This is a genomic window from Croceibacterium xixiisoli, assembly GCF_009827305.1.
Classification (GTDB): domain Bacteria; phylum Pseudomonadota; class Alphaproteobacteria; order Sphingomonadales; family Sphingomonadaceae; genus Croceibacterium_C; species Croceibacterium_C xixiisoli.
On the sequence record NZ_WTYJ01000001.1, the window covers coordinates 1 to 24,278 of the forward strand.

Here is a 24,278-nt window from a genome sequence, read left to right on the forward strand (position 1 = left end):
TCCGGAGCCTTGAGACCCCCGGACCAGGCGCCGTCGCCCACATGTCCCTTCATCAAAAAACAACAATGTCAAAGATCTCAACCAAAATACTACAGCGGACAACCATCCCTCCCCGATTTCCACCGGGGGTCCGGTTATCCGTCCAAATCTTGGCGACCACCCCGAAGTCCAGCCCGTCAGGCCGGCGTCTCCGCTGCGGTGAGAGGGCATATATGGAGGGGTTCGGATTCGGTCAACACCCACTTTGCAGTTTTGTTTCAGAAAATCGTTATACATTTGGTTTAACAGGATATTTGATGTGGTTTCTGTCCATTTGCTGCCGTTTGGAGCACCGGGCTCAGCGATGGTCTGCACGGTTGAAACTGGCAAAAACGGCGCCGCGTCGGCATTACATTATGCCCATTCTCCAATCCGAAAATTGCGCGGCGCTATCCGTATCGAACAAGCTTCGAGAAAACCCCGGCATTACCGGATCAGCCCCGCAGGAATGATTCGGACGCTCTGGCGTTCAGGTAGGAAAGGCTCGCTGCCAGCCAGATGCCGTTCCCCAGGTAAGGCCAGACACAACTATCGCACACTCAGAAGTATGCCTGTGAGCTGGTGGTTATGCCTTGGAAGAAAAAAGGACGCTTCCACCCTGCTTAAGCGCGAGCAGCAGAGAGGAAAAGTCAACGCCACAGTACGGCAGCGTTGGAGCGGGTGAAGGGAATCGAACCCTCGTCGTAAGCTTGGGAAGCTTCTGCTCTGCCATTGAGCTACACCCGCGAGTTGGCGCCGCTTGCCACGGCGGCGTGCCCAACGTCAAGGGGCGCGACCCGTGACGCGCCGGAGATCGGGTGGAAGTGCCCGGCCTTAAGGATTGATGATCGACACCATCACGATGACGATCAACGCCGTCATGGCTGCGGCCGTAGCCAGCAATATGCCCAGGCTGACATGTTCGCGATCATGCCGTTGCTGCAGACGCTCATAATGCTGGCGGGTCATGCCTGGCGGCAGCATTACCAGCGGCTTGTCACCATAATCATCAGCCATAACGATTGCCCCTCGGACAAACACCCTCTTGCGCTTGTCAAACACTATAGCTGAACTGTTAACAAGCTCGTTATGTTCCCTGCATACTTATACGCATATCCCTGGGCTGCAGAGATGATCACCGCGGATCGTAATCGACCCGCCAGTTGCCGATGTGCAGTGTACTGTCCCCCTCAACCGGTTCCACGCCCAGCCCCAGACCATTGAACCATTCGTCTCCGGTCAACAGCTTCCGCGCGACCAGTTCGTTCAGCAGATGGCCGATGTCGATCGACCCCGATGCCAGATCGCCATCGGCCGGAAACAGCATCAGGAAGCGCTGCACCCGGTACATCTTCCACACCCGCCCCTGCGGATCAGTGTAGTCGCGATAGCCCCGCCCGCCGCGGGCGAAGCGCAGCGCCGTGTCGGAGGCGTGGAGGAAATAGCCGATTTCCAGCACCTGCCGCCGGTGCGAGCCCGCGTTCCGGGTAAGGAAGAATTCCTGTAGCACATTGAATTGCCCATCACCGGAAAAGCGCAGATCGAAATCAGCGCTCAGCCGACCGATCGCCTTGACCTGCGCGGGGACAACCGGTTGCCGGGCGCTGCCGTCGTTGTAATTGCCGAAAGCCACATGGTTGTAGGCATAGACTCCGCAGCCATAACGACCCGGATCATGCGAAGGCGCGTGGCTGCGAATAGTCACGCCGGCGGGGAAGCGGTCAGGATCCAGCGCGATGGAGGCATGCAGATCGCGCCCGATCGTAAGTTCCTTGTTGCGATCCGCACACCAGGGTGCGGCAAACGCCAGATATTGCCCGCGGGTGAAATACTCCTTGTCCGCCAATTGCCGGCTTTGTCGTGCGGAAGAACCAGGGGCCGATCCGGATGACTGAGCCAGCGCATTCGCCGGCAAAATGAACAGCAGCATGCCGGCGAACAGCGCGCCCAGAGTGCGTTTTATCATGCAGTGCAGCATATGGGCGTATCCTGTGTATACAACCGCATCGCGCCCAAGCGTGCGCCAATAGCTGTCATCATTGACAAGCAATTGCATGCCAACCGTAAATCACGGGTGGAGCGAGGCGTTACACATGGCTATGGGGTCGATTCGATGCGCCGGGCGATCCGCCCGCAACACTCTGGAGGGTCTGGCGAGATGCCACTTGTAAACATGAAACCGCTGCTTCGCGACGCAATGGACAATGGCTATGCCGTCGCTGCGTTCAACCTGGTGGATTACAACACCACCAAGGCCATGGTGAAGGCCGCCGAAGAACTGAACGCGCCGGTGATTTGCCAGACGTCGAGCAAGACGATCAAGTATTTCAGCCACAAGGAAATCGTCAGCTGGGTCCGCACCGTGGCGGAAGATTCCCCGGTTCCCGTGGTGCTCCACCTGGATCACTGCCACGATATCGCGATGATCGAGGAATGCGCCAAGGCTGGCTGGACCTCCATCATGATCGACGCTTCGGAACTGCCGTTCGAACAGAACCTGGAACAGTCGCTGAAGGTTCGCGAAATCGCCGAGAAGTATGGCGTGGGCATGGAAGCCGAACTCGGCCAGATCATGGGCGTGGAAGACGACATGGTCGTTGACGAAGCCGATTCCGTGCTGACCGATCCGGAAGATGCCAAGCGTTTCTGCGACGCGCTGGACCTGTCCGCCTTCGCCTGCGCCGTCGGCACCGCCCATGGCTATTACAAGGGTGAGCCGGTTGTCGATTTCGACCGCATCCAGGCGATCAACACGCTGACCAAGACCCCGATGGCGCTGCATGGCGGCACCGGCCTGTCGGACGAAACCTTCGCCAAGGCGATCGCGCGCGGCGCGGCCAAGGTGAACATCTCGACCAATCTGAAGCATGTGTGGGTCAAGAGCTTCGTGGATTACCACCTGGCCAAGCCGACCGATTTCGAACCGCTGCGCGTGGGCGATGCCCAGTATCAGGCATGCAAGGCGATGTTCCACGGCTTCATCGAAAAGTTCGGCGGCAAGGATCGCGGTTCGGCCTTCGTGGCGAAGCTGGGCTGAGGGACCACGCAATGATCAAGGCACTGATTTTCGATTGCGACGGCGTGCTGGTCGACACCGAGCGTGACGGCCACCGCGTGGGCTTCAACCGCGCCTTCGCGGCCAAGGGCATCGACGCCGAATGGAGCGTGGAGCTCTATGCCAAGCTGCTGCTGGTTGCCGGCGGCAAGGAACGCATGCGCGCCTATTTCGATGAATTCGGCTGGCCCGAAGGCATCGACACCGATGCTGCCAAGGACGAACTGATCCTGGATCTGCACAAGACCAAGACCCAGATCACGTCCGACCTGGTTTCCGAAGGCAGCATGCCGCTGCGTCCGGGCATCAGCCGCATCGTGGACGAAGCGATCGCCGCCGGCGTGCGCCTGGGCGTGTGCACCACGTCGAACCCGAAGTTCATCGACGCCGTGCTCGATCTGTTCGGCCCGGACCGCAAGGCGAAGTTCGAATTCGTGCATGCCGGCGACGTCGTCAGCCGCAAGAAGCCGGATCCGGAAATCTACGAACTGGCCAAGACCTCTCTCGGCCTGCCCGTGCATGAATGCATGGTCATCGAAGACAGCCGCAACGGCCTGCTGGCCGCAACCGGCGCCGGCCTGCCGACGCTTGTGACCACCAGCACCTATACCATCGAAGAAGATTTCACCGGGGCCGTGAAGGTCGTTCCCGAACTCGGCGACGAGCCGAACGTGAACGTCACGCTGCAGGACCTGGGCGTGCTCGCCGCACAGACGGCAAACTGAGCCGAAGAACAGAAGGGAGATATCATGACCGAAATCAGCCAGGCCACTGTCGAACAGGCCGTGAAGACGACCTGCGCCACCGTGCTGCGCAATGAATTCTATTTTTCCGATCTCGACGGCCTGGCCGGCGATGGTGACTTCGGCACCTCGCTCGCCACCGGATACCGCATCATCGATGCGGAATTCGACAGCCTCGACAAGAGCAACATCGGCGCCTTTCTGCTGAAGATCTCCATGCTGGTCAGCAAGCATGTCGGCGGCAGCTCCGGCCCGATCTGGGGCACGGGCTTCATGCGCGCTGCCATGCTGAGCAAGGGCAAGGAATCGCTGACGCTGGCCGATCTGACCGACATGCTCGGTTCGGCCATCGAAGGCATCCAGGCCCGCGGCGGCGCCAAGCTGGGCGACAAGACCCTGCTCGACGCGCTGATCCCCGTGCATGAAAAGATGAAGGAACATGTGGCTGCCGGCACCGCCGATCTGGGTGTGGTGCTGAAGGACGCCGCCGATGAAGCCGAAAAGGCGATCGATGCCACCCGTACGCTGGTTGCCCACCGCGGCCGTGCATCGCAGGTTGGCGAACGTTCGTCGGGCACGCCCGATCCGGGCATCGTGTCGATCGCCATCATCCTGCAGGATTGGTGCAAGCAATTCGGCGTGGATCGCACGCCCAGCGTTGCCGAAGTGATCAATCAGCCCGCTTGAACGGCCCGATCATAACACCTGATCTTTACCCCCAGGGAGAGAGTTACCCATGAAGAAGTTCGTCAACGATCCTGCGAAATTCGTGCCTGAATTCATGAAGGGCATTGTGCTGGCCAACCCGGGCCTGCTGGAATTCAATGAAGAATTCCAGATGATCAAGCGCAAGGATGCGCCGAACAATGCACGCGTTTCGATCGTGCAGGGTTCGGGTTCCGGCCACGAGCCGGCCCATGTCATGGCCGTTGGCCCGGGCATGCTGGACGGTTCGTGCCAGGGCGCCGTGTTCGCCGCCCCGCCGGTGGACGCATGCTATGAAACCATCAAGGCGCTGGCATCGGATGCCGGCGTGCTGGTGCTGGTAAACAATTACCAGGGTGACCGGATGGCATGGGACATGGCCACCGAAATGGCCCAGGCCGAAGGCATCAACGTCAAGCAGTTCCACATCAATGACGACGTTGCGGTTGAAGACAGCCTCTACACCGTTGGCCGTCGTGGCGTTGCCGGCAACTTCTTCGTCATCAAGGCATGCGGCGCAGCAGCTGCTGCCGGCAAGAGCCTGGACGAAGTCTATGCGGTTGCCGAAAAGGTCAACAACAGCGTCCGCACCATGGGCGTTGCGCTGACCAGCTGCATTCCGCCGGCAAAGGGCACCACGATCTTCCAGATCGGTGATGACGAAATGGAAGTCGGCGTGGGCATCCACGGCGAACCGGGCCGTCGTCGCGACACCATCAAGCCGGCCGACGTTATCGTCGACGAGTTGTTCGACGCCGTGGCGCAGGACATTCCGTTCGTTTCGGGTGACCGCGTGGCCCTGATGATCAACGGTCTGGGCGGCACGCCGATCAGCGAACTCTATGTGCTCTATGCCCGTGCGCATGAGCGTGCAGAGCAGGCCGGCTTCACCGTCGTGCGCAACTATGTCGGCGAATATTGCACCAGCCTGGAAATGGCCGGCGCATCGCTGACCCTGCTGAAGCTGGACGGCGAGCTGGAAACCCTGCTCGACGCACCGGCAGAGGTTGCTGTCCGCATCTTCTGATCCGAACTTCGGAACACGGAAAAGGCCCGGTCCTGCGAAGGACCGGGCCTTTTCTTTTGCGCGTGGCCGCGATCAGGGCCGGCCGCGATCCAGCAGGTGGATGATGTCCCCGCCAACCAGCGGTGCATCACGCACCGCGGCAAAGCCAAGCCGCGCCGCCAGGGCGAGCGAGGCGACATTGCCGGCCTCTATCAGGCAGGTGACGCGCCGGGGCCCATGCGCGCGGTCGAACCAGTCCAGCGCCGCGCCCATGGCTTCGCCGGCCAGCCCCCGGCCAACCTGATCATGCGCGAGGATCCAGCCGGCTTCGGGCACATCATCGAAATCGGCGCCGAGATCGCGCCAGCTGTGAAACAGCCCGCAATTGCCGATCACCTCTCCACTGCTGCGCAGCCGCAGGGTGAAGGGGCCATAGCCATAGAGCAGCCAGCTGCCAGCGCCGCGCATGAAGCGCAGGAACTGATCCGACTGCCCCGGCCGGGTGCCGAGAAAACGCGCGGTTTCCGGATGGGCGATGATTCGGCCGGTGACCGCGAAATCGTCCGGAACAGGCGGGCGCAGTTCCAGCCGTTCGGTCAGGATCACCGGCAGATCATTCACAGCCATTGATCCACCACATGGATCGTCACCCCGACGATGCCGCCGACCAGCGTGCCATTGATGCGGATGAACTGCAGGTCACGCCCGACCGCATTTTCGATGCGGGATGTGACGGTACGCGCATCCCAGCGGCGCACGGTTTCCGACACCAGCGAAACGATCTGCGCGCCGTGGCGGGTGGCGATGCCCACGGCGGTGCGCCGGGCGAATCGGTTGATCTGCAGCTGCAGCGCCGGATCATCGCGCAATGCCCGGCCCAGTTCGCCGACAGCCGCGCTCACCTGCCCGCCCAGCCCATCAGACGGGTTGCGGGCCATATCGATCAGTGCGTGGCGCAGCCTTTCCCACACGCCCATCCACCAAGCGGCCACGGCGGGATTGTTCAGCAGATCATTCTTGATCGCTTCCACCTTGGCGCGGGTTTCAGGATCATGCTGCAGATTGTGCGCGAGTTTCTGCAGCGCCTGTTCGGCATTGGCGCGCAGGGGATGGTCGGGATCGACCAGCACTTCGGCCAGCATGCGATAGAGCCCATCCACCACCGAGCTGGCCAGTCTGTCATCCAACCCGGTCCAGCGGAGCAAGGCGTTGGCCCGGTCGCGGATCATCGTGCGGACGGTCTGCTCATTCGCCTCCAGCGTAAGAGCGACCCAGCGGATGGCGCTGTCAGTCAGCGGGCGGTGGCGCCCTTCGGCGATGGCTGCGGCCAGCATATTGCCCAGCAGCGGCGCGATCTCGATCTTTTCCACCTGGCGGGCGAGGCCAGCACGCACCTGGTTGCCCAGCCTTTCGGGGTCGAGCGATTCGAGCAGCTCGGCAATCAGTTCGCCGGCGCCGACCCCGATCCGGCCCTGGGTGGCCTTGCCCGGCTCGGCCAGAAAATCCCCCACCGCGCGAGCCAGGTTCATCGGCCGCATGCGCCGCGCGACAACCGCAGGGGTGAAGAAATTGTCGCGCAAGAAACCCGCCATCGAATCGGCAATGCGATCCTTGTTGCGCGGGATGATTGCCGTGTGCGGGATCGGCAGGCCCAGCGGGTGGCGGAACAGCGCGGTGACCGCAAACCAGTCTGCCAGTCCGCCGACCATGGCCGCCTCTGCAAAGGCGAGCACAAAACCCCAGGCCGGATGGCCATGCTGCTGGCTGCGCGCCAGGAAGAACAGCCCGGCCATGGCCACCAGCAACAGCCCGGCGACGATCCGCATGCGCCGCGCACGATCGGCCATGGCCGCCATGGGCGGCTGCTTAATGGGCAGGATGCGGTTCCGTGACAGGCTGATCATCGCCCTTCTTGTAGGTCAGCAGACGCTTGCCAAGCCAGGGGCCCAGCCGCTTTTCGAAACCGTCCGCCAGGCTGAAGCCGGCCGGGACGATCAGCAGCGTCAGCAGGGTCGACAGCACAAGCCCGCCGATCACCACCACACCCATCGGCTGACGCCAGGCACTGTCGCCCGTCAGCGAAAGCGCAGTCGGTAACATGCCGGCGGTCATGGCTACCGTGGTCATGGCGATCGGCTGGGCCCGCTTGTGCCCGGCATCGATGATCGCTTCGAACTTGTCGCGGCCTGCATTCATTTCCTCGATCGCAAAATCGATCAGCAGGATCGAGTTCTTGGCCACGATCCCGAACAGCATCAGGACACCAATGAATACCGGCAGGGTTAGATCCATGCCCATCATATAGATGGCCAGAATGCCGCCGAGCGGCGCCAGCAGCAGGGAGCCCATGTTGACGAGCGGCGACACCAGCCGGCGATAGAGCAGCACCAGCACGGCAAATACCAGCAGCACGCCCGTGACCAGCGCGACCACGAAATTGGTCATCAGTTCCGCCTGCCACTGGTCTTCGCCGAAGGGCGCGTTGGAAACGCCGTTGGGCAGATCCTTCATGATCGGCAGATTGTTGATCCGCGTCATCACATCACCCTTGGCCGCACCGGGCGCCAGGTCGGAACTGACGAAGATGCGGCGTTGCTGGTTGTAGCGCTGAATGGTCGTCGGGCCGGAACCAAAGCTGATATCGGCCACGCGCGACAGGGGCACCGATCCCCCATTTTCCGTCGCCACCGGCAGGTTCTGGATCGTGGCGATGCTGCGGCGATCGCTTTCCGCCAGCCGCACGCGGATGGGGATCTGACGGTCGGACAGGGAGAAGCGCGCCGCGTTCTGATCGATATCGCCCAAAGTGGCGATCCGGATCGTCTGGCTGAGCGCGGAGGTGGTGACGCCCAGGCTGGAAGCGAGATCGAGCCGCGGCTTGACGATGATTTCGGGGCGGCGAAGATCCGCCTCGATCCGCGGGCCGACGACGCCGGGCACGCCCTTCATCTGTTCGACCAGCTGCGCAGCGGCCGCATCCAGGCTTTCGGTGCTGGAACTCGACAGCATGACAGAAATCGCGCGGCCACTGCCCCCGCCGCCATTCTGGCTCTGGAAATTGATCCGCGCATCGGGAACGGCCTGCAACACGGGCGTCAGATCGCGTTCGAAATCCAAGCTGGTGCGCGCGCGGTCTTCCCGCAGCGTCAGCAGGATGAAGGCTTCCCCTTCGAAGATGCGTTCCAGCGCCAGTTCCACCTCTGGTTCCTTGCTGAGGCGGGCGGCCACGGCACTGGTGGTTTCCTCCATCTGCTGAACAGTGGTGCCGGGCACCATGTTCAGGCTGACGCGGCTGAAATTGCTGTCGGTGTTGGGGAAGAACTGCGTCGGCACGGACATGCTGAAACCGACGGTGGCGAGCAAGGCAAAGAAGCCGATCCCCATCATCCACACGCGGTGATCGGCAAAGCGGGCTCGCGTGCGGAGTGCCATATAAGCCGACCAGCGCCCCAGATGACCGCCCATCATGGTCAGAATCACGCCAATGATCTTGCCCGCCAGCCAGGTGGCGAGCATCGCCACCAGCACGGCAGCGAACAGCGCGACGAGACTGCCCAGATCGAAATCGAACAGGCCGAAGAAATATTCCCCCGCCTTGAATGATACGCCGCAAAATACGCCCAGCAGCGCCACCGCCACGATCAGGCCAACGAAGAATTCATACCAGCGGGTCGGCACGGGTTCGGCCTGCGCCTTTATCCGTTCGGCCTTGCTGCGGTCGAGCGACCAATGCAGCACGCCCATATAGCGATCCATCAGCACGCCTTCGCCATGTTCGGCATGGCCATGCGCCTTCAGGAAATAGGCCGCGATCATCGGGGTGATCATGCGCGCCACGGCCAGGCTCATCAGCACCGAAACCACCACGGTCAGGCCGAAGTTCTTGAAGAATTCGCCCGCCACGCCGGGCATCAGCGCCACGGGGAAGAACACCGCCACGATCGAGAAAGTGGTCGCCACCACCGCCAGGCCGATTTCATCGGCGGCGTCGATCGATGCCTGATAGGCGCTTTTGCCCATGCGCATGTGGCGCACGATATTTTCGATCTCCACGATCGCATCGTCCACCAGCACGCCCGCGACCAGCCCCAGCGCCAGCAGCGACATCTGGTTGAGCGTGAAGCCCAGCATATCCATGAACCAGAAGGTCGGAATCGCGGACAGGGGTATCGCCAGCGCGGCGATGATCGTCGCCCGGCCATCGCGCAGGAACAGGAACACGACGATCACGGCCAGGATGGCCCCTTCGACCATGGCCATCATCGATGAACTGTACTGGTCCTTGGTATAATCCACCTCTGTAAACAGCCGGGTGAACTTGATGCCCGGGTTTTCCTTTTCCAGCGCGGTCAGCACGGTTTCCGCGCTGTCATAGACGCTGACGTCGGATGCGCCGCGCGCACGGGTAATGCCGAAGGTGACCACCGGACGGCCGTCGATTTTCGACAGCGAGGTAATTTCGCCATAGGAATCGCGCACATCGGCGATATCGGCCAGCTTCACGATCCGCCCGGCGCCGAGCGAGATCTGTGTCTGCGACAGATCGTAAGCGGATTCGGCATTGCCCAACACGCGCACGGACTGGCGCGAACCGGCGATTTCCGCCCGGCCGCCGGCCGCATTGACATTGAGCGTGCGCAGCGTCTGATTGACCTGCGATGCCGTGACGCCGAGCGACTGCATCTTGTCCGGGTGCAGGCTCACCAGGATTTCGCGGCTTACGCCACCATTGCGGCTGACCTCCGCCAGGCCGGGCACGGTCAGCAGCCGCTTGGCCACGGTATCGTCAACGAACCACGACAGCTGTTCGAGCGTCATGTCATCGGCAGCGATACCGAAATTGGCCAGCGTGTCAGAACTGGTTTCCACCTTGAAGACGCGCGGTTCCAGAATCCCGTCGGGCAGATCGGCACGAATCTGGTCGATCTGGTTCTTCACCTCGTTCACGGCCTGGTTGATATCGGTGCCGATCGCGAATTCGACCTGGGTCTGGCTGGCGCCTTCTTCCGCGGTCGAGCTGATCGACTGCACACCATTGATGGTGTTGACCGCCGCCTCAACCCGCTGGGTGATCTGGTTTTCGATTTCCGAAGGGGCGGCACCGGGCTGCGAAATGATGACGATCGCCATCGGCAGTTCGATGTCCGGATTGTTCTGCACCTCCATCTGGGAGAAGGAGAGCAGGCCAGCCAGCATCAGGCCGATGAAGGCCACGATGGGGACGATCGGATTGCGGATCGACCAGGCGGAAATATTGTTGAGGTTCATGCCGGACCGCCCGTCAGTTCGGGCGCCGCGCCTTCACCGGCCGCAGGGTTTCCCCTTCGGTCAGGAAGCCGCCCGCGCGCTGCACCACCTGTTCCGATCCGTTAAGACCGGATGCGATGGCGATGCCGCTGTCCGTGACGATGCCCAGCGTCACCCGCCGCCGGACCGCCTTGTTTTCCGGCCCGACAATATAGACATAGCTGCCGTCATCATCCGACAGGATGGCCGATTCCGGCAACATCGGCGCTTCCACCGATCCGCTGTTGATGGTCGCAGTGGCAAAACCGCCCGGGCGCAGTTCGGAGGCATAGGACAGCGCGATCCGGGCCGTTCCCTGGCGCGTCTGGTCATTGATGACCGGGGCGAGCTGCCAGATCTGGCCGGAGAACGCCTTGTCCGTGCCCACCGGCACCACCTGCGCCGTCACGCCCGTGCGCAGCGAAGCCAGATCGCTTTCGCTCAGTTGGGCGAGCATTTCCATTTCACCACCCTTGGCGATGGTGAAGAGGGCGGCAGAGCCCGCCCCCACCACGGCACCGGGTTCAACCGCACGCGTCAGCACCAGGCCGGATTCGGGCGCGATGATGTTGAGCCGGTTGTTGCGCTCTATCAGTTCGGCATATTGCGCCCGCGCCACCAGCACGCGGGCATTGGCGGCATCGCGCGTGGCGGTCAGCCGATCGACATCGGCACGGCTGATGAACCCGCGATCGACCAGCTTGAGCGCGCGATCGAGATTGGCCTGGGCCAGTTCCGCATCGGCCCGCGCGACATCGATTTGGGCAGAGGTGCTGCGCGCCTGTTCATTCTGCACGGAGCGATCGATCACCGCCAGCACCTGACCGGCGCGGACCCAGTCACCGGCATCCACGGGCACGGACACCACGCGTCCACCTTCGCCCACCACGCCCACCGGCATTTCGCGGCGCGCGGCCAGCGATCCGGTGGCGGTGATCACGCCTTCAACCGTTGTGCGGCCCGGGGTGATCACGGTCACGGCCGGCGCCTGGTTGACGGCGGCCGGCTCTTCTTTTTTCCTGAGCAGGAAATAGGCGACCAGCGCCAGCACCACTGCGGCCAGCACCGCCAGAATGATGAGGCGCCGCCGCCGCGCATCGGCATCCGCCTGAGGGGTCAGCGTGGCATCTTTGACAATCGTGTTGCCATTGTCATCAATCGTGGTTTCGTAACTCATCCGCGCGCACTGCCCCTGCCCCGCAACAGGGCACACCGTCTGAACCCATGCCAAAAAATCCGCATGAATTGCGGAATCCTGCGTATGAGCCCTTAAACCCGGGGGCACGCCGCTGCAATCGGACACTCCATCGGCGACGGATGGCGACCGACCAACGTCATTATCGGCGGCAGATGTGCGGCGGGGCAGGCCAGCCGAAAGCCGCCCGCCCCGCTGGACGTGAATTCAGCAGTCCGGCGTTATCGGACGCGGCCACGCTGGATCAGATTGACGATCCCGAGCAGCACGATCGCGCCAACCACGGCCACCAGCAGGCTGGTCAGGCTGAAGTTCTGCACGCTGGTGCGAAGGCCCAGCAACGGACCGGACAGCCAATTGCCGATCACCGAACCGATGATGCCGACGATGATGTTCCACAAGATGCCCATGGATGCGTCACGGTTCATGACCATGCTGGCGAGCCAACCGGCCACGCCACCCACGATAATTGCGATCAACCAGCCCATTTCCCTGTTCTCCTGCCTGCCATTCCGCTGTCGTTGCACGGAACAAGCAAACAAACGGCAGGCGCCCGCTTGAGTTCCCTGCGGGACGAATGGAAGCAAGAGTCAGGAGTTAAAGCCCGTGGTTAACGCCGGGGGGTGTCAATATTTGAGCTGCCGTTCATACAGGTCACGATAATGCTGAATTCGTGTCACCCGCAGGCCCTGCATGCCCGATCGGTCGACGGCACGCTGCCAGCCGGCAAACTCTTCCAGCGTCAGGCCATAGCGTTCCAGCACATCATCGATGGTCAGCAGCCCGCCATTGACGGCAGCCACCACCTCGGCCTTGCGCCGCACGACCCAGCGCTTCGTTTCCGGTGCAGGCAGATCGGCAATGGTCAGCGGTTCCCCCAGGGGACCAATGACCTGAGCCGGCCGAATTTTCTGGTTCTCGATCATTTACGCCCTCAGGTCGCCGGCCATGCAATCATGTGATGGTGCCATTGTAACGTGCATCCCTTTGCATTTGCCTAAACCTTCAAGGTTAACCGATGCCCCGCCACCGGCCTGCGACGCAAACCGGCTGGCCAGTACCGCGTGATCAGGCGCGGCAATCAGGGGGCATCCTTCAACCATCCGCCGATTTGTAACGGCCATCGGTCAAGAACAGGTAAAGCCGCAATTTACACTCTGTTAAGTAGCGTGATTTGGCGCCTGCGCCATGGCGGTGTAAGGGGCCGGTTCAATGGAAAGTCGCACGAATCTTCTCTCCCCCCGCGAAAGCGCGGCCCTGTTCGATCTGCCGCGCGCGGCGGCGGACTGTCGCATCGTTGTTGCCATGTCGGGCGGGGTCGACTCCTCGGTCGTCGCCGCCTTGGCCGCCGCCAGCGGGGCGGAAGTGATCGGCATCACGCTGCAGCTCTATGATTATGGCGCCGCCACCGGGCGCAAGGGCGCCTGCTGCGCCGGGGACGATATCCGCGATGCCCGCACCGTGGCCGATCGGCTGGGTTTTGCGCATTATGTGTTCGATCACGAAAGCGCCTTCCGCGAAGAAGTGGTGGATCGCTTTGCCGACGATTACCTGACCGGCCGGACCCCGATCCCCTGCATTCGCTGCAATATGGGGCCCAAATTCACCGATCTGCTGCGCATGGCGCGCGAACTGGGAGCCGATTGCCTGGCCACCGGCCATTATGTCCGCCGCCTGATGGGGCCCGCCGGGGCCGAACTGCACCGCGCGCTCGATCCGGCGCGCGACCAGTCCTATTTCCTTTACGGCACCACCGAAGCCCAGCTGGATTATCTGCGCTTCCCGCTGGGCGGCCTGCCCAAGGCAGAGGTTCGCCGTATTGCCGAAGAATTCGGCCTGGCCGTGGCTGCCAAGCCCGACAGCCAGGATATCTGCTTCGTCCCCGATGGCGATTATGCCCGCATCGTGAAATCCGTGCGGCCCGATGGCGTGCGCCCCGGGCGGATCGTGCATGCCGAATCGGGCGAAGATCTGGGTGGCCATGCCGGGGTGATCCACTTCACCGTGGGCCAGCGGCGCGGGCTGGAAATCGGCGGACAGCCCGAACCGCTCTATGTCATCAGCCTGGACGCCGACAGCGCAGAGGTGCGCGTGGGACCCAGGCGGCTGCTGGCCGTGGGCGGCGCGCATATCGTTGAAACCAATCGCATCGGCCCGCTGCCCGATGGTGGGCTGACGGCAAAGGTCCGATCCATGGCCCGGCCGGTGCCGGTGACGTTGGATGGATCGCTGGGCGATGGCGCCAATGTCACCTTGCGCTTTGCCGAACCGGAATTCGGCGTCGCGCCAGGCCAGGCGGCGGTGATCTATGCCGGCGAGAGGGTGGTTGGCGGCGGCTGGATCGAAGGCACCGATCCGGTCTGATCAGCCCTTCCACGGATCTAACAGGCAGCCATATCCTTCGCGAAATTGCGCCGTCTGGCTTGAAAGCAGCGGGATGTAAGCGGTCACCGCCTTGTTTTCCGGGTCGTCGCTGAGGAAAACCGCCCCCATGCCGGGTTCGAAATCCTTCTTGCAGTCCGACAGTTCGCGCCCGGCGACATAGCGGCAGGAACAGGCCGTGCGCGCGCCAAACGCCGCACCGATCGAACCATAGCCCTCCAGCGGTTCCCGATAGGTCCACCAGACCGCAGCGACCGCCGCTGCCAACGCCAGCACGATCGCGATGCGGATCTTCAACCTGTTCGCTACGCGTCGCTTTGCAGTTGCCATTGCCCGGTGCCTGGAGGATGAGGGCGCCCCATGCCGCCCCTCTGGATCAGAAGCCGCTTCCTTAGCCTTGCCCCGGCATCGCTGCCAAGCCTGCTGCCCATTCTTATGCCTGTTCTGCTGCTGGCCGGGTGCGGCGGCGACAGCGGTGCCCTACCCCCCTTGCCGGAAGGCGCGCTGGAAGCGGTGGTGGAAGAACCCGGGGTCGATCGGGAAAGGCTGGCCCGCGCGGTCGATGCGCTGTTCTCACGCGATGACATTGGCGAAACGCGCGCCATCATCGTCATGCATGGCGGCGAAGTCGTCGCTCAGCGCTATGGCGAAGGTTATGGCCCAACCACGCCGTTCCTGGGCTGGTCGATGTCCAAGACCGTCACCGGCGTGCTGGCCGGCATCCTTGTGGCCGACGGACGGCTGCGGCTCGACGAATCACCGCCCGTGCCCCACTGGCAGCGCGCCGGCGATCCGCGCGGCGACATCACCCTGCGCCAGCTGCTGCAGATGCGCAGCGGTTTGCGGCATGAAGAGAAGGTGGAACCGGTCTACAGTTCCCCCGAGGTGCGCATGCTGTTTCTCGACGGGCGCGACGATATGGCCGGATGGGCAGAGGCCCAGCCGCTGGAACATGAACCGGGCCGGGTGTTCGATTATTCGACCCCGGGCACCATCATTCTCTCCGATGTTCTTGCCCGCACGCTGGCGCCCGATGCCGATGCGGAAGAACGTCGCGCGGCGGTGGATGAATTCCTGCATGAACGGCTGGCCACCCCGCTGGGCATGGCATCGCTGCGCGCCGAATATGACCGCGCCGGCACCATGATCGGCGGCAGCATGATCTGGGCCAATGCCCCCGACTGGGCAAAGTTCGGCGAATTCCTGCGCCATGGCGGCGCGGTGCGCGGGGCGCAGATCGTGCCGCGCGCCTGGATCGATTTCATGCGGCGGGAAAGCCCGCGCGCGCCTGATTATGGGGCCATGCTGTGGCTCAATCGTGATTCGGGCGGCGATCGGCGCATGCTGTTCCCCGATCGCGGACCGGACACGCTGTTCGCCGCGATCGGTCATCTGGGCCAATATGTGCTGGTATCCCCGCGCCAGAAGCTGACCGTGGTGCGACTGGGCAAGACCGATGAGGAACAGCGGCCCGCGCTGGTGCATGCCCTGTCCGACATTACGAGCCTTTATCCTGGCAAGTGAAGCACTGCCTGGCGCGCAGCCGCTTCAAGGATAGAGCAGTTCGCTCTGCCAGCCTGCCCCGCTGCGGGTGAAGACCCGCCGGTCATGCAGGCGATTGGGCCGGTCGAGCCAGAACTCCATCCGTTCCGGCGCCAGGCGGAACCCCGTCCAATGCGGCGGGCGCGGGACATTTGCCCCGGCATGGCGTGCCGCCAGTTCTTCGACCCGGGCCAGATAATCCGCGCGCTGTGCCAGGGGCCGGGACTGATCCGATGCGGCGGAACCGACCTGTGAGACGAAATGGCGCGAATGGAAATAGTCATCCGCCATGGCCGGGCTCACCTCTTCCAGCGGCCCCTCGATGCGGATCTGCCGACGCAGGCTTTTCCAGTGGAACAGCAGCGCCGCCTGCGGATTGGCGCGGATTTCCCCGCCCTTGCGGCTTTCGGCATTGGTGTAGAACACGAAGCCATCGGGCCCGAAATCCTTGAGCAGCACCATCCGCACCGATGGTGCGCCCGTGGGGCTCGCCGTCGCCAGCGCCATCGCATTGCTGTCATTGGGTTCGCTCTGCCCCGCTTCGGCGAACCAGATGCGGAACAGGGCCAGCGGATCGCCCTGCGGCAGGGCGCTTTCGCTATCGGGGATGGAATCGATGCTCATGCCCAAGTTTCTAGTGCGATTCGCGCAAGGGCGAAACAGCCCATCCCTGCCCCCGTATCGGATCGCGTCGATGCCGAGCCTTGCAAGCACGGGGCGTTATGCCTAGCTGAAATCCATGGCAGATCCTTATGCGACCCTCGGTGTAGCGCGCGGCGCGAGCGAACAGGACATCAAGTCCGCCTATCGCAAGCTGGCCAAGGAACTTCACCCTGACCGCAACAAGGACAATCCCAAGGCATCCGAGCGGTTTTCCGATGTGACGCGGGCCTATGATCTGCTGTCCGACAAGGACAAGCGGGCCCAGTTCGATCGCGGAGAAATCGATGCCGATGGCAACCCGGCCATGCCGTTCGGCGGTGGGCGCGGGTTCGGCGGCGGGTTTGGCGGGGGCCCTCAGGGCCATTCGGCGCGCGATTTCGGCGGATCCGAAGATGTCGATCTGGGCGATATTTTCGAAGGCCTCTTCGGCGGTCGCGCCGGCGGGGGCTTCGGTGGCCGTGGCGGCGGAGGTTTTGGCCGCAATGCGCCACCCCCGCGGGGGGGCAACACCGCCTATCGGCTGCAGGTTTCCTTCATCGATGCCGCCACCCAGGCGCCGCAGCGAATCACGCTGAACGACGGCAAGACCATCGATCTGAAACTGCCGGCCGGTCTGGAAGACGGCACGCAGATGCGGCTGAAGGGCAAGGGTGAGGCCGGGCCCGGCGGTGCTGGCGACGCGCTGGTGACGCTGCATGTCGGCAGCCATCCGTTCTTTACCCGCGATGGGGACGACATCCGGCTGGAACTGCCGATTACCCTGGACGAAGCGGTCAACGGCGCGCGGGTGAAGGCCCCCACCGTCGATGGGGCCGTGATGCTGACGGTTGCCGCCGGGTCCGGATCGGGCAAGGTGCTGCGGCTCAAGGGCAAGGGATTTTCCCGCAAGGATGGCGGACGCGGCGATCTGCTGGTGGTGCTGACGATCGATCTGCCCGAAGGGGAAGAGCGAGAGGAACTGGCACGGCGGCTGGACGGTTGGCAGGATTCACGACAGGTCAGGGCGCAGCTGGGCGTCTGATCCGCCGATAGGGACGGATTGCGCGAAGGGCAGCCGCAGCCCGCACATGAGGGAGATGCGACGATGGCCGAAGCCGCCGACCAGACGAGCAGCCCCGCCGCCGCGTCAGAGCCTGCGCCTGCAGTGCCCCCCGTCACCACCGATCTGACGCCCGAAGCGCGGCGCAAGGCGGCCCAATCCGGCCATGCCCATGGCATGCGGTCCAGGCTCGGCCCCGGTTCGCATGTGTTCGAACTGGTCAAGCGAATCTTTACCGGCCTGTTCAACGACGGCACCATCCACGCCGGCAATCTGGCCTATATGTCGATGCTGGCGATCTTCCCTTTCTTCATCACCGGCGCTGCGCTGTTTTCGCTGCTGGGCGATGAAAGCCAGCGCATGGCGACGATCGATGCCGTGCTGTACGCCCTGCCCCCTGTGGTGGGGGAAGTGATCGGCCCGGCCGCCCGCACTGTGGTGCAACAGCGCAGCGGCGTGCTGCTGTGGATCGGGGGTCTGTTCGGCCTGTGGACGGTTGGCGGGTTGGTGGAGACGATCCGCGATATCCTGCGCCGAGCCTATGGCACCCATTCCTCGACATCGTTCTGGAAGCACAGGCTGCTGTCGACCGGAATCATCGTCGGCGCGGTGGTGCTGCTGATGCTCAGCCTGTTCGCCCAGGTGCTGATCGGCGCGGTGCAGGAAGTGATCGATGCCTATGTGCCACAGCTGGCCGATATTCTGGGCAGCCTGGCCCTGTCGCGCATCATTCCCACTGCCGGTTTGTTCCTGTCGCTGTATTTGCTGTTCTATACGCTGACACCCAGCCGTTACCGCAGTCGCCGTTACCCGAAATGGCCGGGGGCGCTGGTGGCGACGCTCTGGTGGCTGGCGGTAAGTGTGGCTTTGCCGCCACTGTTGCGGAGCGTTTTCAGTTACGATCTCACATACGGCTCTCTGGCCGGTATGATGATCGCACTTTTCTTTTTCTGGCTTGTGGGACTAGGGGTAGTCCTGGGTGCGGAATTCAATGCGGCTTTGGCCGAAAGCCCTGAGGAGGAAGCGGATCGCATCGGCCAGGCCGACGATCGCGACCGCCAAAAAGGGACAAAAGATACGGAGACATAATCCTCATGAGTTTGCTGATGGAAGGGAAGCGGGGCCTGATCATGGGGCTCGCCAACGATAAGTCGCTCGCTTGGGGCATTGCGAAGAAGCTGCGCGAACATGGCGCGGAGCTGGCCTTTTCCTATCAGGGAGAAGCCCTTCTCAAGCGTGTGCAGCCGCTGGCGGCAGAGCTGGGATCGGACTTCCTGTTCGAATGCGACGTGTCCAACATGGATGCGCTGGACGCCGCCTTCGCCACGCTGCAGCAGCGGTGGGACAGCATCGATTTCGTGGTCCATGCCATCGGATTTTCGGACAAGACCGAGCTGCGCGGCAAATATGTCGATACCAGCCTCGACAATTTCCTGATGACCATGAACATTTCCGCCTATTCGCTGGTGGCCGTCACCAAGCGCGCCGCTCCGATGATGCGCAATGGCGGCAGCATTCTGACGCTGACGTACTATGGCGCGGAAAAGGTCGTGCCCCACTACAACGTCATGGGCGTGGCCAAGGCGGCGCTGGAAACCAGCGTGCAATATCTGGCCAATGACCTTGGCCCGGTGAATATCCGCGTCAATGCGATCAGCGCCGGCCCGATCAAGACGCTGGCCGCCAGCGGCATCGGCGATTTCCGTTACATCCTGAAGTGGAATGAGCTGAATTCCCCGCTGCGCCGCAATGTCACCATCGACGATGTCGGCGGCGCCGGGCTCTACATGCTGTCCGACCTGTCATCCGGCGTCACCGGCGAAGTCCATCATGTCGATGCCGGCTATCACGTGGTCGGCATGAAGCAGGAAGACGCACCGGATATCTCGCTGGTCTAAGAGGCTTCAACCCTCCACCTGTTCATGATACGTTCCGATTCGAAAGAGGAGGAACAACATGATCAGAACAGGTGGATGCCACTGCGGCGCGATCCGCTATCAGGCCGAGGGTGAACCGCTGCACCATGCGGTTTGCCATTGCAGCGATTGCCGCGCCTCTTCGGGCGCGCCGATGCTGGCCTGGTACGCGATCAAACAGGATCAGCTGCAGCTGATCTCGGGCGAACCCGTCACCTTCGAAGGCACGCCCGGAGCACAACGCCAGTTCTGCGGCACCTGTGGCACCGGACTGTTTTATCGCAATGCAGAGATGTTGCCGGGAATCGTCGACATCCAGTCGGCCACCTTCGACGATGCGGCTTCTGTGCCTCCGGGTGCTCAGATTCAGTGTGCCGAGCGGCTGGAATGGGTAAGCGGGCTCGAGAATCTGCCCGCATTCGATCGTTATCCAGGCGCCTGACGCACCGGATCATTCTCTCGCCTGCCTGACCCCCGCCCTTCGCGGGGATCAGGTAACGAAAACTCAACCGACCTTGCGGATCACTTCCACCGATTCGGCATCCTGCGGCTGATCGGGCCAGATGCCGCGCGTGTCATACACAGCCTTGTGCGCGCGTTCGGCCAGCGGGACCGAGCGGAAGACATCATGATCGACCAGCACGATCAGCACGTCGCATTCTTCCAGCGCCGTATCGACATCGATCAGTTCCGCGCCCGTCCCTTCGAATTCGCGCGGCAGTTCGGCGGCATAGGGTTCAACGATGCGCACGCGTGATCCGAACCGGCGCGCCAGCGTCGCAGCCACTAGCCGGGCCGGGCTTTCCCGGAAATCATCGATATTCGCCTTGAACGCCAAGCCGAGGCAGGCAATCGAAGCGCCCGGATGGGCATCGATCAGCGCCGCCGCCGAATTGATGGCGTGGTGAATCTTGGCATCATTGACGCCGCGCGCCGTGCGGATCAGCGGGGTCTGCGCCGGGGCGCCATGCACGATGAACCAGGGATCGACCGCGATGCAATGCCCGCCAACGCCCGGGCCGGGGGTCAGGATATTCACGCGTGGGTGCCGGTTGGCGAGGCGGATCACCTCCCACACGTCCAACCCCATGTGATCGGCCACCATCGAAAGTTCATTGGCAAAGGCGATGTTGACGTCGCGATAGGCGTTTTCGACCAGCTTGGTCATTTCCGCGCTGCGGGCATCGGTGGTCACGCAGGTGCCGCGCACGAATCGCTTGTAGAATGACAGTGCCTTGCGCGCGCATCGCGGGGTGATGCCACCGATCGAGCGATCATTGTTGGTCAGTTCTTCCAGAATGCGGCCGGGCAGCACGCGTTCAGGGCAATAGGCGACCGAGATATCCGGCGTGCCCTGGCACAGCCCCGGCATCTTCAGATCGGGCCGTTCGGATGCGATCATGTCGCGCATCTGTTCGGTGGTGCCGACCGGAGAGGTCGATTCGAGGATGATGGTATCGCCGGCCTTGAGCACCCGGGCGACATTGCGTGCCGCTTCCAGCACATAGGAAATATCGGGCGTGTGCTGGCCATCCTTGTGAAACGGCGTCGGCACCGCGATCACGAACACATCAGCCGGCGCCACATCGGTCGATGCAGACAGCAGCCCGCGCTGGACCACACCCTGCACCAGCCCGTCCAGATCAACTTCCTCGATATGGATTTCACCACGGTTGATGGTGTCGACCACATGCTGCGTCACATCCACGCCATGGACCTGCATCCCGCTGCGGGCGATCACCGCCGCTGTGGGAAGACCGATATAGCCCAGGCCGATGACGCTGACTGTAGGAAGCTGTTCGCCGCGCATTGATAGTCCTTACACTGCCTCTGGTTCGGTCCATGCCGAAAATGGGTGAAGATTGCGGTAACGCTGTGCCTCAGCCGGCCAGCAAATCCACGATTCGTGCCGAACTGTGGCCATCGCCGAACGGATTGTGCGCCCGTGCCATCGCGGCATAGGATTCGCCATCGTCGAGCAATCGGTTGGTTTCGGCAATTATGCGGTCCGCGTCCGTCCCCACCAGCCGGGCCGTGCCGGCTTCCACGCCTTCAGGACGTTCGGTGGTTTCGCGCATCACCAGCACCGGCTTGCCCAGCGCGGGGGCTTCTTCCTGCACACCGCCGCTGTCAGTCAGCATCAGGGTGGAAATATCGATCAGCCGGGCGAAATGCGGATAATCCAGCGGTTCGATCAGCGCGACATTGTCCAGCCCGCCCAGTTCGGCCTGCATCACCCGGCCGACATTGGGATTGAGATGCACGGGGAAGATCACCGCCACATCGGAGCGCGCTGCCAGCCGGCGGATCGCGCTGGCGATCCCCTGCATCCCGTCACCGAAATTCTCCCTCCGATGGCTGGTCACCCCGATGATTCGCTTGCTGGCAAAGCGCGCTTCCAGTTCCGACAGGCCACGGGCCAGTTCAGGCTGTTGGCGAATCCGCGCCGTGATCCAGTGCAGCGCATCGATCACCGTGTTGCCAGTGACGTGAATGGTGGACGGATCGACATTTTCGCGGCGGAGCGCGGCGGCGGAGGTTTCCGTCGGGGCGCAATGCAATGCAGCGATCGTGCCGATGATCTTGCGATTGACCTCTTCCGGCCAGGGATGATGGATATTGCCGCTGCGCAGGCCTGCTTCGACATGGGCAACCGGGATCTTGCGGTAATAGGCAGCCATCGCCCCGGCCATGGCGGTGGCGGTATCGCCCTGCACCACCACCCAATCCGGCTGTTCCGCATCCATCACTTGGCCCAGCCCGGTCAGCAGGCGGGCGGTCAGCGAATCGAGCGTCTGATCCGGCTGCATCAGATCGAGATCGTGATGCGGTGTAATGCCGGAAACCTCCAGCACCTGATCCAGCATCCCGCGATGCTGCCCGCTGACGCAGACCCGGCTTTCCAACCGGGAATCAGCTTCCAGCGCATGGACCAGCGGGAACATCTTGATGGCTTCGGGCCTGGTGCCGAAGATGGTGAGAATGCGGCGCGTGTCAGTCATGCGCGGCACCATAGACGCGCAGGGTTAAGCCCTGCTTACGTCAGCGCCCGGGAACAGACCGTCAGCCTCAATTGCCCGGGGCAGGCAGGTCCCCATCATCCGCCTCTGCTGCGGCAGCCTGCCGCTGGCGTTCACGTTCCATATATTGCCGTTCCAGTTCCTCCACCCGTGCCTGGGTATCGGCGGCTTCGGCATTGATGGTGGACAGGCGTTCCGCGCGGGCTTCGGCGATCAACTGGCCGAAACGCACCGAATCGCTGTTGGCCTTTTCGGCATAGGCGGCTTCGATGAACTGCGGTGTGCAGCCAAATTCACCGCCCGCGCCCGACGGGCTGCAGGACATGGTGCCAAAATTGCCGACGGTTTCGAAACTGCGCACCCGGGTTGCCCAGGCTTCATTGGCCGGGCTGGTGCTTTCGCGCAGGTTCTGCGGGATCCGATAACGCTCGCCCTCATCCATGCGCGCGCAGACCGTGATCTGATCGGGCGTGGACTGCGGGCATTCGTCATCGCCATAGATGATCAGCGTGTTGACCTTCTCGTCATCCTCGCTCTGCGCGCCCGCCACCAGCGGCAGGCTGGCGAGACTGGCCGAGAGGGTGAGCAGGGCGAAAAAGCGTGTCATTGCCGAAATCCTCATCCGATGCGCGGCATTCACAAGGCGCGCAGCGGAGTGAATGCCGTCTGAAGCATAATTACTCAAACACACAGCGGGCGCTTCGTTCCCTGTCAGATCTTTTCGGAAATACGGATGGCGATCCGACAGCCCAGGCGAATCGCCCCGTGCAACAGTGGATAGGCCGGCGCCTGTTCCGCGCCGGCAGCCAGCGCTGCCTCGCGATGTTCCTGCTCTTCCGCGCGGAACCGGCGGATCATGTCTTCCAGTTCGGGATCATCGCCATCGCGTTCCAGCGCATCGAGCTGCTGGGTGTAATGACGATCGATCTCTTCTTCGACCGCTGCGGTACAGGCCATGGCTGCTTCGGGCCCGATCAGCGCCGTTGCAGCGCCGAGCGCATAGCCGGCGGCCGACCAGAATGGCTGCAGCGCGGTCGGGCGCACGCCGCGTCGCGCCATCAGCGCATCGAATTCGGCGCGGTGCACCGCTTCCTGTTCGGCCATGCCGCGAATTTCGGCCGAATGCGGCCCACGATCGCCCATGACGGCCAATTGTCCCGCGTAGATGCGCGTGGCGCCAAATTCACCCGCCTGATCAACGCGGATCATTTCGGATCGATCGATCATGCCTGTTCCCTCAGTCCGAGAAGCCCAAAAATACCCAGCCCGGCGAATGTGGAAATCAGCGCATTCCATCCCGCCAGGGAAATCCCCATCAGCGACCATGGCGCCTGATCGCACCGGACCAGCGGAGCGTTCATCAGATCATCCAGCGCGCTGCCCCCGCCAGAACCCATCGGCCTGGAACAGGCGGTCAGCCCTTGCCACCAGCCATATTCGACCCCCGCATGAAACGCGCCGATGATGCCGGAAATGACGATCGCCAATGCCGCCAGCGCGACCCAGAACCCGCGCGGCGGAGCGATATGGGCCAGCAGGGCAAGGGCAATCGCGGCAAACAGCGGATAGCGTTGCCACCAGCACATTTCGCAGGGCGGCAGGCCGAATCCATATTGGGCGATATAGGCGCCGCCCAGCAGCAGGGCTGGAATCGCCAGCGCCAGCCGGCGCGCCTGCACGAATCGCGTGGTCATCTGCGGCCCGTATC

25 protein-coding genes and 1 tRNA gene are annotated in these 24,278 nt (G+C 63.0%); 10 read left to right on the forward strand and 16 right to left on the reverse strand.

Translation table 11 applies throughout. The annotated features are described in order from the left end of the window. Positions 1–691 precede the first annotated feature (691 nt). From GRI97_RS00005 to GRI97_RS00015, 3 genes are all read right to left on the reverse strand, one after another. Positions 692–765: transfer RNA gene (locus GRI97_RS00005), tRNA-Gly, on the reverse strand. An 87-nt stretch (positions 766–852) separates the two neighbouring features. Next, positions 853–1,035, reverse strand: coding sequence for a hypothetical protein (locus GRI97_RS00010; protein WP_160758956.1), 183 nt, complete (start codon positions 1,033–1,035; stop codon positions 853–855). Positions 1,036–1,153: 118 nt separating this feature from the next. Further along, complete coding sequence (locus GRI97_RS00015; protein WP_160758957.1) at positions 1,154–1,984, reverse strand: hypothetical protein; 831 nt, start codon at positions 1,982–1,984, stop codon at positions 1,154–1,156. A 192-nt stretch (positions 1,985–2,176) separates the two neighbouring features. Here GRI97_RS00015 and GRI97_RS00020 point away from each other — a divergent pair, with 192 nt between their 5' ends. The 4 genes from GRI97_RS00020 to GRI97_RS00035 are packed head-to-tail and all read left to right on the forward strand — an operon-like array spanning position 2,177 to position 5,548. After that, positions 2,177–3,055 carry a class II fructose-bisphosphate aldolase gene (locus GRI97_RS00020; RefSeq protein ID WP_268891135.1) on the forward strand — a complete coding sequence of 293 codons (879 nt, stop codon included), beginning with the start codon at positions 2,177–2,179 and terminating at the stop codon, positions 3,053–3,055. Positions 3,056–3,066: 11 nt separating this feature from the next. Next, entirely contained in the window at positions 3,067–3,798 is a 732-nt protein-coding gene (locus tag GRI97_RS00025) for an HAD-IA family hydrolase (protein WP_160758959.1), read from the forward strand. A gap of 24 nt (positions 3,799–3,822) precedes the next feature. Then, positions 3,823–4,503, forward strand: a complete 681-nt coding sequence (gene dhaL, locus GRI97_RS00030) for a dihydroxyacetone kinase subunit DhaL (RefSeq protein WP_160758960.1) — start codon at positions 3,823–3,825, stop codon at positions 4,501–4,503. 49 nt (positions 4,504–4,552) lie between these two features. Then, positions 4,553–5,548 (forward strand): dihydroxyacetone kinase subunit DhaK, encoded by a 996-nt coding sequence (locus GRI97_RS00035; RefSeq protein WP_160758961.1) that lies wholly within the window; start codon positions 4,553–4,555, stop codon positions 5,546–5,548. Positions 5,549–5,620: 72 nt separating this feature from the next. Here GRI97_RS00035 and GRI97_RS00040 read toward each other — a convergent pair whose 3' ends face one another. The 6 genes from GRI97_RS00040 to sciP form a co-directional block, all read right to left on the reverse strand. Further along, complete coding sequence (locus tag GRI97_RS00040; RefSeq protein WP_160758962.1) at positions 5,621–6,154, reverse strand: GNAT family N-acetyltransferase; 534 nt, start codon at positions 6,152–6,154, stop codon at positions 5,621–5,623. Further along, on the reverse strand, positions 6,145–7,374 hold the full coding sequence (locus GRI97_RS00045; protein WP_235917547.1) for a DUF445 domain-containing protein: 1,230 nt from the start codon (positions 7,372–7,374) through the stop codon (positions 6,145–6,147). Before GRI97_RS00045 ends, GRI97_RS00040 begins: the two co-directional genes overlap by 10 nt. A gap of 19 nt (positions 7,375–7,393) precedes the next feature. Further along, positions 7,394–10,795, reverse strand: a complete 3,402-nt coding sequence (locus GRI97_RS00050) for an efflux RND transporter permease subunit (RefSeq protein ID WP_160758963.1) — start codon at positions 10,793–10,795, stop codon at positions 7,394–7,396. A gap of 13 nt (positions 10,796–10,808) precedes the next feature. Further along, on the reverse strand, positions 10,809–11,990 hold the full coding sequence (locus GRI97_RS00055; RefSeq protein ID WP_160758964.1) for an efflux RND transporter periplasmic adaptor subunit: 1,182 nt from the start codon (positions 11,988–11,990) through the stop codon (positions 10,809–10,811). A gap of 239 nt (positions 11,991–12,229) precedes the next feature. Beyond that, positions 12,230–12,496 (reverse strand): GlsB/YeaQ/YmgE family stress response membrane protein, encoded by a 267-nt coding sequence (locus GRI97_RS00060; RefSeq protein ID WP_160758965.1) that lies wholly within the window; start codon positions 12,494–12,496, stop codon positions 12,230–12,232. Positions 12,497–12,634: 138 nt separating this feature from the next. Beyond that, entirely contained in the window at positions 12,635–12,934 is a 300-nt protein-coding gene (gene sciP / locus GRI97_RS00065) for a CtrA inhibitor SciP (RefSeq protein WP_160758966.1), read from the reverse strand. 286 nt (positions 12,935–13,220) lie between these two features. On the opposite strand from sciP, the gene mnmA reads away from it, so the two are divergent. Continuing rightward, positions 13,221–14,372, forward strand: a complete 1,152-nt coding sequence (gene mnmA, locus GRI97_RS00070) for a tRNA 2-thiouridine(34) synthase MnmA (protein ID WP_160758967.1) — start codon at positions 13,221–13,223, stop codon at positions 14,370–14,372. Here mnmA and GRI97_RS00075 read toward each other — a convergent pair whose 3' ends face one another. Next, the gene (locus tag GRI97_RS00075) at positions 14,373–14,687 is read right to left on the reverse strand and encodes a hypothetical protein (RefSeq protein WP_235917548.1); all 315 of its coding nucleotides are present in this window, start codon (positions 14,685–14,687) and stop codon (positions 14,373–14,375) included. It lies immediately after the preceding gene. 138 nt (positions 14,688–14,825) lie between these two features. Here GRI97_RS00075 and GRI97_RS00080 point away from each other — a divergent pair, with 138 nt between their 5' ends. Continuing rightward, complete coding sequence (locus GRI97_RS00080; RefSeq protein ID WP_235917549.1) at positions 14,826–15,914, forward strand: serine hydrolase domain-containing protein; 1,089 nt, start codon at positions 14,826–14,828, stop codon at positions 15,912–15,914. 24 nt (positions 15,915–15,938) lie between these two features. Here GRI97_RS00080 and pdxH read toward each other — a convergent pair whose 3' ends face one another. Further along, positions 15,939–16,556: a pyridoxamine 5'-phosphate oxidase gene (pdxH, locus tag GRI97_RS00085; RefSeq protein WP_160758970.1), complete on the reverse strand. Its 618-nt coding sequence runs from the start codon at positions 16,554–16,556 to the stop codon at positions 15,939–15,941. Between the two features lie 115 nt (positions 16,557–16,671). Here pdxH and GRI97_RS00090 point away from each other — a divergent pair, with 115 nt between their 5' ends. The 4 genes from GRI97_RS00090 (at position 16,672) to GRI97_RS00105 (ending at position 19,992) form a co-directional block, all read left to right on the forward strand. Further along, positions 16,672–17,616, forward strand: a complete 945-nt coding sequence (locus tag GRI97_RS00090; RefSeq protein WP_160758971.1) for a DnaJ C-terminal domain-containing protein — start codon at positions 16,672–16,674, stop codon at positions 17,614–17,616. Positions 17,617–17,679: 63 nt separating this feature from the next. Beyond that, on the forward strand, positions 17,680–18,723 hold the full coding sequence (locus tag GRI97_RS00095) for a YihY/virulence factor BrkB family protein (RefSeq protein ID WP_160758972.1): 1,044 nt from the start codon (positions 17,680–17,682) through the stop codon (positions 18,721–18,723). 5 nt (positions 18,724–18,728) lie between these two features. Beyond that, positions 18,729–19,532 carry an enoyl-ACP reductase FabI gene (fabI, locus tag GRI97_RS00100; protein ID WP_160758973.1) on the forward strand — a complete coding sequence of 268 codons (804 nt, stop codon included), beginning with the start codon at positions 18,729–18,731 and terminating at the stop codon, positions 19,530–19,532. A gap of 58 nt (positions 19,533–19,590) precedes the next feature. Beyond that, positions 19,591–19,992 carry a GFA family protein gene (locus tag GRI97_RS00105; protein WP_202392536.1) on the forward strand — a complete coding sequence of 134 codons (402 nt, stop codon included), beginning with the start codon at positions 19,591–19,593 and terminating at the stop codon, positions 19,990–19,992. Between the two features lie 63 nt (positions 19,993–20,055). Here the strand turns inward: GRI97_RS00105 and wecC are convergent, their stop codons facing one another. The 5 genes from wecC to GRI97_RS00130 form a co-directional block, all read right to left on the reverse strand. Continuing rightward, entirely contained in the window at positions 20,056–21,360 is a 1,305-nt protein-coding gene (gene wecC / locus GRI97_RS00110) for a UDP-N-acetyl-D-mannosamine dehydrogenase (protein ID WP_160758974.1), read from the reverse strand. A 70-nt stretch (positions 21,361–21,430) separates the two neighbouring features. Continuing rightward, positions 21,431–22,552, reverse strand: a complete 1,122-nt coding sequence (gene wecB, locus GRI97_RS00115; protein ID WP_160758975.1) for a non-hydrolyzing UDP-N-acetylglucosamine 2-epimerase — start codon at positions 22,550–22,552, stop codon at positions 21,431–21,433. Positions 22,553–22,619: 67 nt separating this feature from the next. After that, positions 22,620–23,177, reverse strand: a complete 558-nt coding sequence (locus GRI97_RS00120) for a hypothetical protein (RefSeq protein WP_160758976.1) — start codon at positions 23,175–23,177, stop codon at positions 22,620–22,622. Positions 23,178–23,281: 104 nt separating this feature from the next. Further along, complete coding sequence (locus GRI97_RS00125) at positions 23,282–23,797, reverse strand: demethoxyubiquinone hydroxylase family protein (RefSeq protein WP_160758977.1); 516 nt, start codon at positions 23,795–23,797, stop codon at positions 23,282–23,284. Further along, positions 23,794–24,264, reverse strand: coding sequence for a disulfide bond formation protein B (locus GRI97_RS00130; RefSeq protein ID WP_160758978.1), 471 nt, complete (start codon positions 24,262–24,264; stop codon positions 23,794–23,796). The genes GRI97_RS00125 and GRI97_RS00130 overlap by 4 nt, the downstream gene beginning before the upstream one ends. Positions 24,265–24,278 lie beyond the last annotated feature (14 nt).